This is a genomic window from Streptomyces griseorubiginosus, assembly GCF_001514195.1.
Lineage (GTDB): Bacteria > Actinomycetota > Actinomycetes > Streptomycetales > Streptomycetaceae > Streptomyces > Streptomyces griseorubiginosus.
Genome location: NZ_KQ948743.1, coordinates 89,184 through 105,854, shown reverse-complemented (window position 1 = coordinate 105,854; position 16,671 = coordinate 89,184). Strand labels below are relative to the sequence as shown.

Here is a 16,671-nt window from a genome sequence, read left to right as displayed (position 1 = left end):
AGGCCGGGGGCGCGGCGAGGGAGTCAGGGCGGTGACAGGGCCACCGCGCCCCCGGGGACTGAGGGGCTTCGCCGGTCAGGCCGGCGGGGCGACGAACACTCCGCGGTCGACGTCGTTGAAGGACTCCTTGGTGACCAGTTCGTTCATCGGGTTGGCGGTGCCCCACTGGTCGGTGACCTCGGGCTGGGAGAAGTCGTAGACGTGCGGGTGCCAGGTGTCCTCGTCCAGGAGCTCCAACTCCGTCGTGTACTCAACGGTGTTGCCGTGCGGGTCGAGGAAGTAGGTGAACGTGTTGTCGCCCGCCATGTGCCGGCCTGGCCCCCAGATCTTCTTGAAGCCGGCGCGCATCACACGGCCGGAGCCGCGCATGTACTCGTCGATGCCACGCATCTCGAAGGAGACGTGGTGCAGCGAGGTGTGCGGTCCCTTGGCGATGGCCATGGAGTGGTGCTGGTTGCTGATCCGCATGAAGTGCATGACGTCGCCGACGTGCGGGTGGCCGAGCGTGTCGGACAGCCGGAATCCGAGGTGCTCCTCGTACCACGCCCTGGTCTTGTCCAGGTCCGGCGAGTTGAGGACGACGTGCGACAGCTTGACCGGGATCGACTCCTTCTCCTCGATCTTGCGGTGCTGCCGTACCTCGACGTCGGCGGAGACCTCGATGGTGCGCCCGTCGACGTCGAAGAAGCGGAAGCCATAACCGCCGCCGGGCGTCTCCACCTTGCCCGGCTGAGTAATCAACTGCACGCCGCCCGCGAGGAGTTGTTCAGCCAGCGTGTCCACGTCGGTGGCGCTCGCGGCGCCGTAGGAGACGAGGTCGAGGCGCTTCTCGTCCGCCTTGCGCAGCCGGACGACATACTGCTCGGGGCTGCCCTCGGCGGCGAGGAAGGAGATGCCGGAGTCCTCGGCGACCTTGGTCAGGCCCCAGACGCCGGCGTAGAAGTCGAGCTGCTTGTCGTAGTCGGGCACGGCGAGGTCGACGTGCCGCAGGTGGGTGAGCAAGCGGTGGGACATGTGGGGGGCCTCCTCAGGCGAGGTCGAGAAGCGCGGCGGCGTTCGCGCCGCGTATGGCGTGGAAGTCGGAATCGGGCAGCCGGGCGGCGCGCAGAGCGGCGACGGGGTCCTCGGTGCCCATGTCGAAGGCGTAGTCGGAGCCCAGCAGGACGCGGTCGGCGCCGGCCACCCGCACGAGCTCCCGCAGGACGTGCGGGTCGTGGACGAGGGAGTCGAAGTACAGGCGCTTGAGATAGCTGCTGGGCAGATGGGCGCAGCCTGCGCCCGCGTCGGAGCGGGCGGACCATGCGTGGTCGGAGCGGCCGATGTGGGTGGGCAGGTAGCCGCCGCCGTGGGCGGCGATCAGCTTCAGCCCGGGGTGCCGGTCCAGCACGCCGGAGAAGATGAGGTGCGACAGCGCGACCGCGTTCTCCACCGGCTGGCCCACGACGTTGGACAGATACCACTGGTCGAGCCGCTCGTCGAGTGTGCAGCCGAAGGGGTGCAGGAAGACGATCGCGCCCCTCTGCGCGGCGCGGGTCCACAAGGGTTCGTACGCCGGGTCGGACAGTTCGCGACCGGGGGCGTGGCTGGAGATCTCGACACCCGACAGGCCCTGTTCCAGGGCGTGTTCGAGGGCGCGTACGGCCTGCTCGGGGTGTTGCAGGGGGACGAGACCGAGTCCGTGGAGCCGTCCGGGTGCCTGGGCGCAGTGTGCTGCCGTCGCCTCGTTGGCGCGCCGGAAGACCTTCTCGGCGGTCTCCTCGTCCGCCCAGTAGTGGTAGTGCGAGGGGGAGGGGCTGACCAGCTGCACGTCCACGCCCTGGGCGTCCATCGCGGCCAGCCGCGCGGTGACGTCGGTCATTCTCGGGGCACGCTCGCGGACCATGGGGCCGCTGACGGCGAGGGCCGCGGGGCCGTTGCGGCGGGCGTCGAGGGCCCGGGCCTCGGCCAGTCCCGGCAGGCCCGCGACCAGGGCGTCGACCTCGGGCAGCAGGACGTGCGCGTGCACGTCCACGGTGGGTGCGCTCACGGCAGTTCCTTCAGGAGATTCATGATGCGGGCGATCAGCCCGGGGACGTCCGCGTCACGCACGCCGTCGAGTTGCCACTGGCCGATCTGCACGGACGCCTCGACGACGGCCCGGACCCGGGGGATGCGGCGTTCGTGGAAGCTCTGGAGCAGTTCGTTGTCCCAGTCCCGTCCGCCGGTGAGGAGTTCGGCGAGGACCAGGGCGTCCTCCAGGGACTGGGCGGCGCCCTGGGCGATGGTGGGCGGGCAGCAGTGGGCGGCGTCGCCGATCAGCACGATGCGGCCCCGGTGCCAGGACCCCTCCACCAGCAGCCGGTTGAACCAGGTGTAGTTGACCTTCGCCGGGTCGGTGATGTGCTGGGTGATCTCCGGCCAGGCTCCGCCGTAGGCCCGCGCGAGGCGGCGCATCTCGTCGGCGTAGGAGGCCGTGTCGAGGGAGGCGCGGTCGCGGCACTTCTCGGCGAGGAAGGCGTAGATGGTGGTTTCGCTGGTGGGGGTGTAGCCGGCGATGTAGGCGGGGCCGCCGTAGGCGAGGTCGCTGCGCTCCACGCTGTGCGGGCGGGGGGCGGCGATGCGCCAGATGGCCATGCCGGTCGGCTCGGGCCTGTCGGCGATGCCGATCGCGGCGCGGGTGGCGGAGTTGAGGCCGTCGGCGCCGATCACCAGGTCGTAGTGGCCTTCGGTGCCGTCGCTGAAGAGGACGAAGACCCCGTCGGCGTCCTGTTTCAGGGTCTCGGCGGTGGTGCCCAGGCGGACCGTGGCGCCGCTGGCGCGGACCGCGTCGATGAGGATCTGCTGGAGCTGGGGGCGCTGCATGCCGAGGGTGGCGGGCAGGTCGTCGCCGCCCGTCTTGATGTCCTCGGCGACATGCAGCACGGTGCCGTCCGGGGTGGTGATGCCCAGCGTGCCGAAGGCGAAGCCGGAAGCCCTCACCCGCTCCCAGACGCCCAGCTCGCGCAGCACGCGCAGGGCGTTGCCCTGGAGGGTGATGCCGGAGCCGGTGGTGGCGTTCCAGTCGGGCTTGGCCTCGATGAGGTCGACGGTGATGCCGGCTCGGCGCAGCAGAACGGTCACGGCGTTGCCGGAGGCGCCTCCGCCGATGACGAGCACTCTGGGTGTGGGGCTGTCTGCCATGTCGGGATCCTCCCGAGATCGGGCCGCGCGGCTTCGGGCGGCGGGGTGCGGCTCGCCCGCCTTAAGGCCTAAGGCCTAAGGCCTAAGGGCTAAGGGCTAAGGGCTAAGGGCTTTAGGGCTTAAGGGCGGGCTGGGGTTGTGGTGCATCACCCGTCGGCGGGTGGTGCGTGTGAGGTCGGCTGCGCGGTGGTGCGGGTGGGGACCGGCAGCACGGTGGAGCGGGTGGCGGGGCCGATGCGCGGTGGAGCGGTTGGGGGCCGGATGCGCGGCTGCTGTCCGGGGAGTACGCATCCGGCCCGACCCGGCCCGGGCCGGCCCGGCTCGGCGGGCTACTTGACGGCGACCGGGTTGACGGGGGAGCCGACGGCTCCGGTGATGGGCAGGGGGGCTGCGGTGAGCCAGAACTCGTACACGCCGTCCCCCGAGCAGTCGGCGGCGAGGGCGTCGGGGTCCCACATCTCGCCGATCAGCAGGCCGATGTTGGGGATGGCGACCTGGTGCAGGGGCTGGAAGGCGTGGTCGAACTCGTTCGGGCGCACTTCGAACCCCCAGGTGTCGGTGGCGATGGCGGCGATCTCGCTCGCGTGCAGCCACCCGGCGGTGGTGAAGGACAGGCCGGGGGAGTCTCCGCCCGCGTAGTCGCCCCAGCCCTCGCGACGGGCCCGCGTGAGCCGCCCGGTCCGTACGACGACGATGTCCCCGCGGCCGACGGCCACGCCGTGCGCCGCGGCCGTCGCGGTGAGGTGTTCCTCGGTGATCGCGAAGCCGTCGGGGAGTTCTCCGTGTTCGCCGCCGATCACCCGGCCGACGTCGAGGAGGACTCCGCGCCCGGCGACGTGCGGGGCCATGTGCTCGATGCCGGTGACGAGATCGCCGTCGGAGGTGACGACCTTCTCGGCCTTTCGCCCGTTCCACGCGTTGCCGTGGTCGAAGATGTGCCCGAGCCCGTCCCACTGGGTGGAGCACTGGAGCGGCATCGCGATCACGTCGTCGGCGCCGCCGATGCCGTGCGGGAAGCCCTGGTTGCCGAGGGCCGCGTCGGTGCCGGTGTCCAGCATGGTGTGCACCGGGTTGGTGCGCCGGCGCCAGCCCTTCTGCGGGCCGTCCATGTCGAAAGCCTGTGAGAGCGAGTGGCTCACGCCCCGGCGCACCAGGGCCGCGCCCTCGCGCCGCTTCGCCTCGTCCAGGAAGTTGAGCGTGCCGAGGACGTCGTCCGCGCCCCAGCGGCCCCAGTTGGAGTACTTCTTGGCGGCCTCGGCGATCGCGCTCTCGGGATCCGTACGGTCGATCATGCGTCCGCCTCCTCGGCGACACAGCGGGTGCGCTGAACGCCCAGCCCCGTGATCGAGCCCTCCATGACGTCGCCGTCGCGCAGCAGCCGTCCCCAGTGGATACCGTTTCCGGCCGGGGAGCCCGTGAGCACCAGGTCCCCCGGCAGCAACGGGGCGGTCTGCGAGATGTACGACACCAGGCGGGCGACACCGAAGAGCATGTCCTTGGTCGACTCGTCCTGCATGGTCCGGCCGTTGAGCTTCAGCGTCACCCGGAGATCACCGGGGTCCGCGATCGATCCGGCGGGGACGATCCACGGGCCGAGCGGCGTGAAGCCAGGAGCGTTCTTGCAGCGCAGCCAGTCCGTGCCGATCGCCTTCATGTCCCGGCGGAAGACGGTGGCGCGGTCGGTGAGGTCGTTGGCGATCGTGTACCCGGCGACGTACTCCAGCGCGTCCTCGACGGAGACCCGGTGGGCGGGCTTGGCGATGACGGCCGCAAGCTCCAGCTCCCAGTCCGGCTGCTCGGCCCAGGCGGGCAGGACGACGTCGTCGTACGGGCCGGTGATGGCACTGGGCAGGCCGATGAACACGTACGGCAGGTCCTCCGCGGCCCGCCGGTCCATCACCGCGGCGATCTCCGCACGTGCCTCCTCGACCGTGCGCGGGTCGTCCGGGGAGCGGTGGGCGACCTCCAGGTCGATCACGTGCTGCCGGTAGTTGGCGCCGGACTGGAAGATCTGGCGGGGCTGCACCGGGGCATGCACGCTCAGGCCGTCGAGCCGCTGCCACTCCAGGGCGTCTTCGCCCGCCAGGACGTGCAGAACGGGAAGGATCTCCTCCCAGCGTTCCAGCACGGACCGCACATCGGCCGGCCCCCAGGACAGAACCTGGCTCAGGTCAAGCACCCGGTCCCGGACCACCAGGCCGGGAAACAGCCTCCCGTCAGGCGCGGAGAACGTACCGAGCGCGAACGGGCCGACAGGTTGCGCGAGCGTTGCCATGAGATTTCCTCCCGCTGAGTTGCGGTCTACTGTGACCGTCATCCGCGGATCGCGGAAATGAATCCTGTGAATGACGAAAATCCACGTGACAAATACCCTCGCCCTCCAGGTGGTGCCCGGTGAACCTGTCCCGTCTCGACCTCAACCTGGTCGTCGCCCTGCGCGCCCTTCTGGAGGAACGCAACGTCACCCGGGCCGGCGAGCGCATCGGTCTCAGCCAGCCGGCGATGAGCGCTGCGCTGTCCCGGCTGCGGCGCCATTTCGACGACGAGCTGCTCGCCCGGACCGGCAACTCCTACGAGCTGACCCCCCTCGGCGTGGCCCTGCGCGACCGCAGCGCGACCGCCTGCGACCTGCTGGAGAGGGTCTTCACCAGCCAGGCCGACTTCGATCCGACGGCCGAGACCCGCGAGTTCACCCTGCTCGCGTCGGACTACGGCGCGGCCGTGTTCGGGGCTGCCCTGGCCCGCGCCCTGCACCGGGAGGCGCCCGGGATCCGGCTCGCCTTCCAGCACCCGGCGCCCTCCGTCGTGGAGAACACGGCGAATGTGCTGAGCACCGTCGACGGGCTGCTGATGCCCCACGGCGTCATTGACGGTCTGCCGGCGGTCGACCTGTTCAGCGACCGCTGGCTGTGCCTGGTCGCCGACGACCACCCCGAAGTCCGAGACGAGGTCACCCTCGACCATCTGGCCCGGCTGCCGTGGGCCGTCTACCAGCGCCCCTACGACGCCCCCGCGGCGCGCCAGCTCAGCATGATCGGCATCAGCCCTCGGGTCGAGGTGTCCGTGCAGACCTTCCAGCTGCTGCCGCACATGGTCGAGGGCACCCGCCGGGTCGCGATGATCCAGGAACGGCTCGCCCGTCGCGCGGTCCGTGCCGCGGCGGTGCGTGTCCTGCCCTGCCCGTTCGAGGCCGTGCCGGTGCAGGAGGCGATGTGGTGGCATCCCGTGCACGCACAGGACGCGGCGCACATCTGGCTGCGGCAGAAGGCGGCGGAGGTGGGGGCGACGTTGACGGCCGACGGGGACGTCCTGAAGGGGGTCGGGGAGGCCTCGCAGGCGGCTGTGCCGCGCTGACACGATGGGCTCGGGGTGGCCTCGCAGGTCGCTGCGCTGCGCTGACACGACGGGCCCGGGGTGGCCTCGCAGGCGGCTGCGCCGCGTTGACACGACGAGGCCGTGATGTGCCGCGACCTCGCGTCGGCACATCACGGCAGTTCGAACCGATCGCGCGTCCGTCAGACCGCTTGCTCCGGCAGCGGCCGGTCGACGGCACCGCCGCGGTGGCGGGCCATGAAGAGACCGGCGGACACGAGGGCGGTGGCCAGCCCGAGCACACCCACCGCACCCGCGAGCGTGCCGACCGCCGACTCCACGGCCAGCAGCACGAGCGGGCAGACGAACTCACCGCCGAAGAAAGCCGCCGTCCACAGTCCCGTTCCCCTGCCGCGGTCCTCGAAGGCGAGCCGGGACATGGCGCTGGTGAGGAGGGCGGGAAGCAGCATGCCCGTGCCCACGCAGTTGATCACGGCCCCCACGACCAGCAGCGGTGCGTTGCCCGCCAGGAACATCACCGCGAAGCCGACCGCGCAGAGCCCGAGAACAGCGGGCAACAGCGGGGCGGGGGAGCGCTTCAGGCGGGCGAAGGTGATGGCTCCACCCACGGTGGCGGCGCTCGAGACCGCGGTGGCCAGGCCGATGACATCGGAGTTCTTCACCCCGAGGTCGTCGAGCAGATACGACATCTCGACCGGGACGGTGTAGAAGACCATGGCCCCGAAGAAGGTGAGGCCGCAGATACCCCGCAACTGCCGCCACGGGAAGCTGCGGCGGACCGCCGCCTCGGCCGGGCCCTCCTCGACGGCGGCGCGGGACGCCGGGTTGGGCAGTGCGGTCGCCATCAGCGGGGCGAGCACCAGGCTCACGGCGTACACCCAGAAGGGCACCCGCCAGCCCGCCGACCCGGCGGCCCCGCCGATCACGAAGAAGACGGTGGCCGACGCGGAAGCGCACATGGTCTGCAGGGCGAGGTACTTCACCCGCTGTGCGCCGCTGTAGTAGTCGCCGATCAGCGTGGTGCAGCACGTCATGATGGCGGCTTCGGCGATGCCGACAAGGGCACGGCTGAAGACGATGGCGCCGAGGGAGTCGAGATAGAGCGGGGCTGTGCCGAAGACGGCGTACAGCAGAGTCGCCACGATCAGCAGACGCTTGCGGCCCAACCGGTCGACGATCACTCCGGCGAAGGGAGCGAGTAGCGCCAGCGCCAGCGCCGGAACGGTCAGCGCCAACGGCACCAGTGCCTTGGCACCCGGGGTCGACTCGAAATGGTCCTGCATCTTCGGCAGCACGGGGGCGATCAGCACCGCCCCGAGGATCGGCAGGCAACTGCCCGCCATCAACAGGGTCACGCGCAGCAGATGGGCCGGTCCGGAGGCGGCGACGGGCGGCGACGCGACATCGCCGACCGCGGTCGACGACGTCGCGGACGGCGGGACGGAACCAGGCATGGCGACTCCAGGGGACGGCGTACGGAAGCGGATCGGCCTCGGGGGTGCCGACGGCGAACGGCATGTGGGGGAGTGGCCGCACGGTCGACCACTGATCCGGACAGCGGCGTACGAGTACGTGCGGGTCGGGACGACTATGGGCTGCCCGCGGCGCCGCTGCCATCCCTTGAGCGATCCGAATCCCGTATTCGGGTCATCCACACGGTGGATGACCCGGTGACGGCGCCCTTGAGGCATGCGTCCTGGCTCGCCAGCTGTCGTCGTCTCCACCGCTGCTACGAACGTAAGCCTGAACACTTCCCGGCCTTCGTCGGCCTAGCCGTGACCCTCATCTGCCACCGACGTCTGACGAAGGCGTGACGCAGACGACGGCACTGATCCAAATGGATACGCTGGCCTGTCCTGACAAGCTGAAAGGTGCCGCGATGAGTCATTACTTCGACATCGGTGACGAGACCCTGTGGAACCCATCCAATGGAACTTCTCGCATGTTTCAGCGCCAGGTAGCGGTCTTTGAAGCGGAGCTGGGACTCCCGTCGGGCATCGGGCCGATGGAGAACGACGAGTGCCAAATCAGCCCTGAGGTCCTCGAGACCTTCGTAAACGCCCTCTTGGTGAAGCACCGAAGAACGAGCCACGCCATCCTTCTCGCGCTCTCCGAAGGCTTCACTGCCACGGTGCTGGTTCTTGCGGAGCGCTCCGGGATCAAGGTGGACTGGGCACGGCACGAAGCCACTCCAGAAGCCCGGCTCGAGGACGTGCAGGTTTCTGTCGTCACGGGGATGTCTGCCCCTGCGCACGGCGGAGTCTGGGCTGCGGGCCTGCGTGAGAAGGCACGGGCACTTGCACAGCACATGCCCCGCTGACTCGGGCAACCGCATGTGTTCTAGGTGATCGAAAAGGGACCGTGGAACCCGGCCCCGAAGGTGACGACGCCCTCGAAGTCGCCGGCCGCTGCGAAGGCTCGACTGGCTTGAGGCGCACCCGGATTCGGGACTGGTCCTTACCCACCACCTCGGTGCCTACGTGACATCAAACGCCTCAATGAGGTCTTCACTCCCTGAACGCACCGTGCGGGCGTGATCCGCGATGTGTACCCGCCCGCCCCCGCTGAAGCCCCGCGCACGACGGCGCTGTCGCCGCCGCAGGATCCGGAGAGACCGCGCGGCGGCGACAGCGTGGCGAGCGAGGGCCCCGGCGGCCGGGGCCGGGTTTCAGGAGGTGTGCGGGCAGTTGCCTCGGGACTCGGCGATGGTGAGGCTGACGGCTGGGAGCGGGCAGAGGAACTGCTCGTAGCGGGTGTCGTTGTCGATGAACCGCTTCAGCCAGGAAATGCTGTACTTCGCGATCGTCGTGTTGGACGAGTTCGGTGTGAAGTGGGTGGCCCCACGCAGCTCGATGTAGGCGCGGTCGGTGGAGGAGGGCAGGGTGGAGTAGAACGGCTGGGAGTGCGTGGCCACGGGCGCGATGGTGTCACCGTCGGCGCCGACGACCAGGGTCGGAGTGGTGATCTCCGGCCAGGTCTTGTCGAGGTTCCAGCCGGTCAACGGGATGGCGGCCTGAAGCGAGGGGCGGGACTTGGCCGCCTCGAGGGTGCCGCCTCCGCCCATGGAGTGTCCCATCACCCCGAGGCGTCCGGCGTCGATGCGGCTGCGGACTGTGCTGCTCTGCACCAGGTAGTCCAGTGCGGCCAGCAACTGCGTCCCGCGGCTGTCCGGTTGGTCGGAGGTGGTGAGCGTGTCGATCGTGAAGACGACGAAGCCCTGGGAGGCGAGCCGCGGGCCGAGCCAGGCGATCGAGGACTGGTAGGCCGTGTACCCCGGTGACACCGCGACCGCGCCGAAGGACCCGTCGGCGGTGCTCGTCGGGTAGTAGATGGTGCCGCCGCCGAACCCGCTCACCGCGAGTCGCGACACGCTGGTCTGGGACACCGCATAGGGGCCCCTGCCGGCCTCGATGCTCGCCGTGGTGGGCGCCGGGCCCCGTTCGTACGGGTTGTCGGCCGCCTGGGCTCCGCCGGTCAGCGAGGTGAGCAGGCCGACGAGTGCGGCGGTCGTCGCGAGGCCGGAGCCGAGGCGTCGGAGGCGGCGGCGGTGGGAAGTGCGCGTGGGGGAGGAGGTCTGTGGGGTGTCGCTCATCACGGCTCCTTCGGGGATGAGGGTTCCGGCGCCTTCGGACCGACGGAGGCCGCCGGGGGAGAGGCGGTGTCGGGCCCGTGGACGTGACACGAGTCATCCGGACGGGACACGAGTCATCCGGACGGGACACGAGTCATCCGGCGGTGAACAACGTAGGAGCTGACCAAAAGTCAGTCATCAGTGGAATCACCAGTCATGCCCACGCCGCGCACACGCACCACCGCGCACCTCGGGGAGCGGTCGGTCACGGAGCATCGGTCACAGCGGAAGACGCCCGTCGACCGGCACGCGGTCGTCGGGTGTTCGGCCAGGCGCGGTCGGCTCTGGCCCTCAGCCCGGTTCCGGCAGACCCCAGCCCCGGTCGTGGTCGTCGTCGACGTTCGCCAGCAGATGGGCGAGACCGGTGCGTGAGTGGACGCCCAGCTGGGCGAACACGTTGCGCAGGTGGTACTCGACTGTCCGGATGCTGATGGACAGCTCCGCGGCGATCTCCTTGTTCGTCGCGCCACGCGCCACATCCCGCGCTATACGCGCCTGCTGCGGCGTGAGCGAGGACAACAACCCCGCCTCGGCAGTCCCGCTCGCCTCCCCGGCCGCCCGCAGTTCCGCGCCGGCACGCTTGGCCCACAGTGCCGCGCCACAGTGCTCGAAACCCATCAGCGCGGCACGCAACTGGTCCCGTGCCTGGGTCGGCCGGCGGCGGCGCCGTAGCCACATGCCGAAGGCCAGATGGGTGCGCGCGTGCTCGTACGGCCCTGACGCCTTCTCGTGGTGGGCGAGCGCGGCACGGTAGAGCTCCTCGCTCCGGTCGGCGGGCGCGAGGAGGGCCCGGCACCGCGCCAGCTGCGCCGGCGCCTGCGGGTCGGCGCCGAGATCCGCCCAGACGGCGAACAGGTCGACCATCTCCGGCGCCTCGAGAACCCGGTCGGACAGGACACAGGCCTCGACGAAGCATGGCACGGCCAGGAACCACAGCCCGAAATGGCCCTGCCGCGCGCCAGGTTGGACCAGCGGGGCCAGCCGGGCGGCCGCCCGCTCGACCTTGCCCTCAGCGAGTTCCGCCCGCGCCTGAGCCCACTCGGCGAGAAACGCGGCCTGGGCCAGCCCGTGCGGCTGAGCGACGGCCAGGACCTCCGCGACCTGGTCGCGGACCGTGCGCAGGTCACCCGCGATGGAGACGACGAGGGCGCATAGGGCCGACAGTTCGGCGGCCACGTTGAGTTGCCCGAGTCGGCGCGCGAGCACCAGACCTTCCTCGGCGTGGGCGCGGGCCTGGGGGTGGAGGCCCGCTCGCAGTTCGGCGCAGGCCAGGTGCGCGATGATGCCCGCGACCGCGGTCTCCGCTCCCGACGAGCGCGCGGACGCCAAGGCCAGGCTCAGGAGCCGACGCGCGAGGGGGAGCCGGCCCAGCAGGAGGGCCATGCTTCCGGCGTCGCAGAGCTCCTCCGTCTCCGCCCGGGGCGTGACCTCGTGCAACCAGGGCTCCAGGATCCTGGTGGCCCGTCGTAAGTCGCCCTGTGCCACCGCGCTCATCCCGATCCGGTGATCCCTCCACGCGGCCTCGGGACACTCCCTCGCGCACGGCGTCGACGCGTCCACCGCACTGCAAACGGGACAGGGTGCTACCGCAAAGACGCGCCGGTAGGTGTCGTGGTCACCGGCCGACCAGGCCGCCGACGCCGCTGCCAGCAGGGCGCGGCGAGCTGCGAGGGGGTCGGTCTCACGCAGTCCTGCGGCGGCACGCAGGAGCGCCGAACAGGCATCCGCGACGGGGCCGTCCCGCAACTGTTGCAGGCCGTGTGCCAGGGCGCGGCGGGACGCGGAGTCGGACGCGCACGACACGGTGACCTCGGTGACCTCGGTGACCTCGGTGGCCGCGGCCGGAAGGACACGGGCCTGCGGCGCGCTGGACCCGGCAGAGCCGACGGTACGGCCCGCCAAGGCGCCGCGAGTCTCGTCGTTCACAACGCTCACCACCTCAGATGCAGCTGTCCCCGGCGTTGCCGGGCACATCGTTGTTGAAAGAATGTCCAACAACGGCTTGTCCGTCGACCGTCGGTGCAACGTCTCGTGGCGGGCGGCCCCGCCACACAGGGGATCGGGCCGCGATGAGCTCCTGCCAGCGGGGCGGCGTCTGCACCGGGGCAGGCGGAACAAGGTGGCGGGGGCGTTGTTCGTCCGTCCCCCCAGACCGTTCGGTACCGAATGTCACAGGTACGGCGACCGTTTCCCGGATCTCGCATCACCGCACAAGGTCCTCGAACTGACACCGACGGACGGTCCTCGGGGCAGGTGACGCGTTCCTCGACCGTCCACGGCCGCGGACGCAAGCGGTCCGGGAACCGGGCTTCAGCCGTACCCGCCCCCCGGGGGCTGCCGCTACCGGCGTGCGCGCCGGATACGCACGGGGCCACGCGCCTCTGTCTCATCGACGGGCCGACCGCCCTGCGTCACCTCGACCTCGCCGTCGTTCACCAGACGCCATGCCGCGCGGCGGGCTGGCTCCATCAGGGCCCGCCACCCCTCGTCGTCACCCTCGTAGACCGCGCGCGCCGCGTCGGACGGACAGATCGACGCGGTGTCGGCACGGCGTGCCAGCAGGCTCATGATGGCCTTCTCCAGCCGTTGACCGAGCTGTCGGTCGCTGTCCTCCATGCGATCCAGTGTGCCGGAGCGCCTGTGGGACGGCACGACGAGCCGCCGTCCGCACGGCGGCGGTCGGTTTGACGAAGCGCGGCCGGATCCGCGGCACGACGAGTCGCCGTTGCCATCGCTGCGGCCCGGCTCGACCGAAAAGCTTGCGGATCCGCTCCGCGATCTCCCGGAGGCTGAGCGCTCACCGGCACGCCGACGGCCCCGGCGTGCCCGCGTCCGCGCGTGGGCGGCTCTCCGGCAGATCACTGCTGCGCGGCGCGAGGCCCGGACTCTTCGCGTCGGCGGGCCGTCGCGCCGTCGTCACGGTTTCTCTCCGCTGCAGGCGAGCCGAGCGCCGGCCCAGACATCGGGACGGGTGCGCGCACAGTGCTCCCGTTTCGTCTACAACTTCTCAACTCAGCCGTGCCGCCGAGGACTTCCCCGGCCGCACCTCTTGACGGCTTTGGTGTAGACCTTTAGGTTCACCAGCCAGCAGAGTCCCCACACATGAATCTCCCGCACACATATGTGAACACCTGTGTTCACCTCTCACCGCCCCGCTCTAGGCGGGTCGTCCACCCCCCACCCCAGGACGAAAGGCCCCTCGCCATGCAACGCCACGCCCTGCGCTGTGCTCTCGCCCTCTCGCTCGGCCTCACCGCCGTGGGTACCGTCGCGGCTCCCTCCGCCTCGGCCGCCACCGGCACGATCACCGGTCTGGCCGGCAAGTGTCTCGACGTGGCCGGCGCGAGTTCGGCCGACGGCACGGCCGTACAGCTCTACGACTGCAACGGCACCGCCGCCCAGCAGTGGACGGTGGGTTCCGACGGCACGATCCGCGCCCTCGGCAAGTGCCTTGACGTGACCGGCGGTTCGACGGCGAACGGTGCCCAGCTCCAGCTCTGGACCTGCAGTGGCGGCGCCCAGCAGAAGTGGACGGTCAGCGCCGCGCGCGACATCGTCAACCCGGCCGCCGACAAGTGCCTTGACGCCACCGGCAACTCCTCCGCCAACGGCACCCGCGCCCAGATCTGGACCTGCACCGGAGCCGCCAACCAGCAGTGGAACGCCCCCGCGGCCGGGGACGGCACGACTCCGCCGGGCTCCGCGCCGATGGCCGTGGCGCCCTACCTCTACAACGGCTGGGGCAATCCACCCAGTCCTACGGCTGTCATGAACGCGACAGGAGTGAAGTGGTTCACGCTGGCGTTCGTCCTGAGCAACGGCTACTGCAACCCGCAGTGGGACGGCGGCCGGGCGCTGACCGGGGGAGTGGACCAGCAGACCATCACCACCGTGCGGGCGGGCGGCGGCGATGTCGTCCCGTCCTTCGGCGGCTACAGCGGCAACAAGCTGGAGAGTTCATGCGCCGGCGCCGGCGAGCTGGCGGCGGCGTACCAGAAGGTCATCAACGCCTACTCGCTCAAGGCGATAGACATCGACCTCGAGGCCGCCGCATACAGCAACGGCACCGTGCAGCAACGGACCGTGGACGCCCTCAAGACCGTCAAGGCCAACAACCCGGGCATCAAGGTGTACGTCACCATCGGCACCGGTCAGAGCGGCCCCGACACCAGTCTCATCAACCGGGCGGCGGCGTCCGGACTGACCGTGGACGCCTGGACGATCATGCCCTTCGACTTCGGCGGCGCGGGCCAGAACATGGGCACCCTCACCCAGCGGGCGGCCGAGGGCCTGAAGGGCGCGCTGAAGAACGCGTACGGCTACAACGACGACGCGGCCTACCGCCACATGGGCATCTCGTCGATGAACGGCATCACCGACGACAACGAGACCGTCACCACCGCCGACTTCCAGACCATCCTCACCTACGCGCAGGCCCACCACCTGGCGCGGCTCACGTTCTGGTCCGCGAACCGTGACCGGCCCTGCCCGGGTGCCTACCCGAACGACGACACCTGCTCGGGCGTGAGCCAGAGCAACTGGCAGTTCACCAGCATCTTCGCCCGGTACACCGGCTGACGTCCGCGCTTCGCGGACCCCACGGAAAGGATTGACCAGAGGATGAGCACCTTCAGATCCGGCTCCACCCGCGTGCTCCTGCGGGTCCTGCTCCTGCTGGCCACGCTCCTCGGCCTCGCGGCCGTACCGCCCGTCGCGCAGGCGAGCGGCGCCGCGGCCCCGTTCAAGGTGCTCGCCCTCTACAGCGGCACGTACGACGCGGCGCACATCGACTTCGACAAGGAGGCGAACGTCTGGTTCCCGCAGCAAGCGGCCGCCAACGGCTTCACCTACACGTCCAGCACCAACTGGGATCTGCTGGCCAATGGCGGGGTCAACGCCTACCAGGTCGTCCTGTTCCTGGACGACCTGCCGCAGACGTCCGCCCAACGCTCCGGCTTCGAGGCGTACATGAGGAGCGGGGGCGGCTTCCTGGGCTTCCATGTCTCGGCGTTCACGACGGACGCGGCGAGCTGGTCCTGGTACCACAACACCTTCCTCGGCTCCGGCAACTTCGCGTCCAACACGTGGGGGCCGACGGCGGTGACCCTGAAGGTGGAGGACCGCACGAGCCCCGCGACCGTGAACCTGCCGGCCACGTTCACCTCGTCGGTCAGTGAGTGGTACAGCTGGTCCAGAGATCTGCGGCAGAACCCGGACATCAGGATCCTGGCATCGATCGACCCCAGCAGCTTCCCGGTCGGCACGGATCCCAACCAGTCCTGGTACAGCGGCTATTACCCGATCCTGTGGACCAACACGAAGTACAAGATGCTGTACGCCAACTTCGGCCACAACGCGATGAACTACACGACCAACACCCGACTCTCGTCGACGTTCGCGAGCGCGACCCAGAACCGGTTCCTGCTGGACGGGCTCAAGTGGCTGGGCGGGGGCGGCTCCACGACCCCGCCGACCGGCGACCAGATCTCCGAGACCGCCTGGTACAGCGTGCAGAACGGCGGCAACGGCACGTGCGTGGACGCCCGTTCGGCAGCGACCGCGAACGGGACGGCGATACAGCAGTACGCCTGCAACGGCACGTCGGCCCAGCAGTACCAGTTCCGGAGCACCGACAGCGGGTACCTGCGGATCACCGCCCGCGGCAACACAGCGCAGGTGATCGACGTGACCGACCGCTCGACGGCGGACAACGCGCCGTTGCAGCTGTGGGCCTACTCCGGCGGCACGAACCAGCAGTGGCAGCCGGTGCGAGAGACCAGCGGGCGCTATCACTTCGTCGCCCGGCACAGCGGCAAGTGCCTGAGTGCTGAATCGGCGGCGACAAACAGCGTCCAACTCACCCAGCGAACCTGCGACGGCTCGGCCACACAGGCCTTCCAGCTCACCGCGCAGTCCTGAGCCACTGCGCGGTGACACCAGGCCGTCGCCCTGGATGCGGTCAGGCCCTCCTCGGGAGGTGCCTGACCGCATCGCGCTGTGTTACGGCGTCTTCGGGAAGCCGGTCGCGGGGGCACGTCTGCTGAAGCGGCCGGTGCGCGCCCACGGCGACACCGGGGGAGCGCAGCTCCATCTGTATTCGCTTGAGAAGTGTGGTCCTGCCGGTGGAGTGGGTGCCGAGCGGGGGGATGCGCAGGGGCTGACGGGTGGTCACCACACAGTGGACTCCCCTTCTGGCCTCGGGGCACCGGGCATGTCCGAGGGACGGCGGCGGATGCGTCGTAGGGCGCGTGGTGTCGGGCCTGGGCCAGATCTGGTTGCGCGTGCCCGATCAGTGCCGCGCCTGCGTAGGTGGGCAGTTGACGGCCGAGCGCGCGACAGGCGACGTGCGCGTTGTGGGCGTAGATCCAGGCGGCGCCGAGGACTCGCTTACGTGGTTGGCGAGTTCGGGCCAGGTCGGCCCGTCGGCCAGCAGGTCGAAGGCAGGCCGTGGATGGTTGGGTACGCGGTGACGGGCCGCTCGGGACGGATCGTGCCAGGCTCCTGCTGTGCCTGGTCGACCAGTTGCGTCGGCATGGCCGCCAAACCCC

Annotated in this window: 13 protein-coding genes and 1 pseudogene; 5 read left to right on the top strand and 9 right to left on the bottom strand. The window is 70.3% G+C overall.

Annotation, left to right across the window (positions count from 1 at the left end):
• Positions 1-75: 75 nt before the first annotated feature.
• The 5 genes from AQJ54_RS33945 to AQJ54_RS33925 all read right to left on the bottom strand — a co-directional run bounded on the left by AQJ54_RS33945 (position 76) and on the right by AQJ54_RS33925 (position 5,434).
• Positions 76-1,014 (bottom strand): VOC family protein, encoded by a 939-nt coding sequence (locus AQJ54_RS33945; protein ID WP_062243940.1) that lies wholly within the window; start codon positions 1,012-1,014, stop codon positions 76-78.
• 13 nt (positions 1,015-1,027) lie between these two features.
• Positions 1,028-2,026 (bottom strand): amidohydrolase family protein, encoded by a 999-nt coding sequence (locus tag AQJ54_RS33940; RefSeq protein WP_062243939.1) that lies wholly within the window; start codon positions 2,024-2,026, stop codon positions 1,028-1,030.
• A complete protein-coding gene (locus AQJ54_RS33935) occupies positions 2,023-3,159 on the bottom strand; it encodes an FAD-dependent oxidoreductase (protein WP_062243936.1) in 1,137 nt (378 codons plus the stop codon). Before AQJ54_RS33935 ends, AQJ54_RS33940 begins: the two co-directional genes overlap by 4 nt.
• Positions 3,160-3,488: 329 nt before the next feature.
• Positions 3,489-4,451, bottom strand: a complete 963-nt coding sequence (locus AQJ54_RS33930) for a cyclase family protein (RefSeq protein ID WP_062243934.1) — start codon at positions 4,449-4,451, stop codon at positions 3,489-3,491.
• Positions 4,448-5,434 carry a fumarylacetoacetate hydrolase family protein gene (locus AQJ54_RS33925; protein ID WP_062243932.1) on the bottom strand — a complete coding sequence of 329 codons (987 nt, stop codon included), beginning with the start codon at positions 5,432-5,434 and terminating at the stop codon, positions 4,448-4,450. The genes AQJ54_RS33930 and AQJ54_RS33925 overlap by 4 nt, the downstream gene beginning before the upstream one ends.
• Before the next feature lie 119 nt (positions 5,435-5,553).
• On the opposite strand from AQJ54_RS33925, the gene AQJ54_RS33920 reads away from it, so the two are divergent.
• Complete coding sequence (locus AQJ54_RS33920) at positions 5,554-6,513, top strand: LysR family transcriptional regulator (RefSeq protein WP_062033050.1); 960 nt, start codon at positions 5,554-5,556, stop codon at positions 6,511-6,513.
• A gap of 161 nt (positions 6,514-6,674) precedes the next feature.
• Here the strand turns inward: AQJ54_RS33920 and AQJ54_RS33915 are convergent, their stop codons facing one another.
• A complete protein-coding gene (locus AQJ54_RS33915) occupies positions 6,675-7,946 on the bottom strand; it encodes an MFS transporter (protein ID WP_062243929.1) in 1,272 nt (423 codons plus the stop codon).
• A gap of 231 nt (positions 7,947-8,177) precedes the next feature.
• Between AQJ54_RS33915 and AQJ54_RS45285 the strand changes: the two are divergent.
• A pseudogene (locus AQJ54_RS45285) lies at positions 8,178-8,306 on the top strand (IS5/IS1182 family transposase); the annotation flags it as partial.
• A gap of 65 nt (positions 8,307-8,371) precedes the next feature.
• Positions 8,372-8,812 (top strand): DUF6086 family protein, encoded by a 441-nt coding sequence (locus tag AQJ54_RS33910; RefSeq protein WP_062244390.1) that lies wholly within the window; start codon positions 8,372-8,374, stop codon positions 8,810-8,812.
• A 348-nt stretch (positions 8,813-9,160) separates the two neighbouring features.
• Here AQJ54_RS33910 and bdeA read toward each other — a convergent pair whose 3' ends face one another.
• The 3 genes from bdeA to AQJ54_RS33895 form a co-directional block, all read right to left on the bottom strand.
• Positions 9,161-10,084 (bottom strand): bis(hydroxyethyl) terephthalate hydrolase, encoded by a 924-nt coding sequence (gene bdeA, locus AQJ54_RS33905; RefSeq protein ID WP_062243927.1) that lies wholly within the window; start codon positions 10,082-10,084, stop codon positions 9,161-9,163.
• A gap of 330 nt (positions 10,085-10,414) precedes the next feature.
• Complete coding sequence (locus AQJ54_RS45280) at positions 10,415-12,049, bottom strand: helix-turn-helix transcriptional regulator (protein ID WP_159055588.1); 1,635 nt, start codon at positions 12,047-12,049, stop codon at positions 10,415-10,417.
• 414 nt (positions 12,050-12,463) lie between these two features.
• Entirely contained in the window at positions 12,464-12,739 is a 276-nt protein-coding gene (locus AQJ54_RS33895; protein ID WP_062243922.1) for a DUF3253 domain-containing protein, read from the bottom strand.
• 588 nt (positions 12,740-13,327) lie between these two features.
• Here AQJ54_RS33895 and AQJ54_RS33890 point away from each other — a divergent pair.
• Together AQJ54_RS33890 and AQJ54_RS33885 are read left to right on the top strand one after the other, a co-directional pair.
• On the top strand, positions 13,328-14,701 hold the full coding sequence (locus tag AQJ54_RS33890; protein ID WP_062243919.1) for a chitinase: 1,374 nt from the start codon (positions 13,328-13,330) through the stop codon (positions 14,699-14,701).
• A 42-nt stretch (positions 14,702-14,743) separates the two neighbouring features.
• A complete protein-coding gene (locus tag AQJ54_RS33885; RefSeq protein ID WP_062243917.1) occupies positions 14,744-16,042 on the top strand; it encodes a ThuA domain-containing protein in 1,299 nt (432 codons plus the stop codon).
• Positions 16,043-16,671: the final 629 nt, after the last annotated feature.

Excerpts from the sequence above, each read along its gene's own strand:
- bdeA (WP_062243927.1), bottom strand. The coding sequence starts at position 10,084 with ATGAGCGACACCCCACAGACCTCCTCCCCCACGCGCACTTCCCACCGC.
- AQJ54_RS33925 (WP_062243932.1), bottom strand. The coding sequence starts at position 5,434 with ATGGCAACGCTCGCGCAACCTGTCGGCCCGTTCGCGCTCGGTACGTTC.
- AQJ54_RS33895 (WP_062243922.1), bottom strand. The coding sequence starts at position 12,739 with ATGGAGGACAGCGACCGACAGCTCGGTCAACGGCTGGAGAAGGCCATC.
- AQJ54_RS33910 (WP_062244390.1), top strand. The coding sequence starts at position 8,372 with ATGAGTCATTACTTCGACATCGGTGACGAGACCCTGTGGAACCCATCC.
- AQJ54_RS33935 (WP_062243936.1), bottom strand. The coding sequence starts at position 3,159 with ATGGCAGACAGCCCCACACCCAGAGTGCTCGTCATCGGCGGAGGCGCC.
- AQJ54_RS33945 (WP_062243940.1), bottom strand. The coding sequence starts at position 1,014 with ATGTCCCACCGCTTGCTCACCCACCTGCGGCACGTCGACCTCGCCGTG.
- AQJ54_RS33915 (WP_062243929.1), bottom strand. The coding sequence starts at position 7,946 with ATGCCTGGTTCCGTCCCGCCGTCCGCGACGTCGTCGACCGCGGTCGGC.
- AQJ54_RS33885 (WP_062243917.1), top strand. The coding sequence starts at position 14,744 with ATGAGCACCTTCAGATCCGGCTCCACCCGCGTGCTCCTGCGGGTCCTG.
- AQJ54_RS33890 (WP_062243919.1), top strand. The coding sequence starts at position 13,328 with ATGCAACGCCACGCCCTGCGCTGTGCTCTCGCCCTCTCGCTCGGCCTC.
- AQJ54_RS33930 (WP_062243934.1), bottom strand. The coding sequence starts at position 4,451 with ATGATCGACCGTACGGATCCCGAGAGCGCGATCGCCGAGGCCGCCAAG.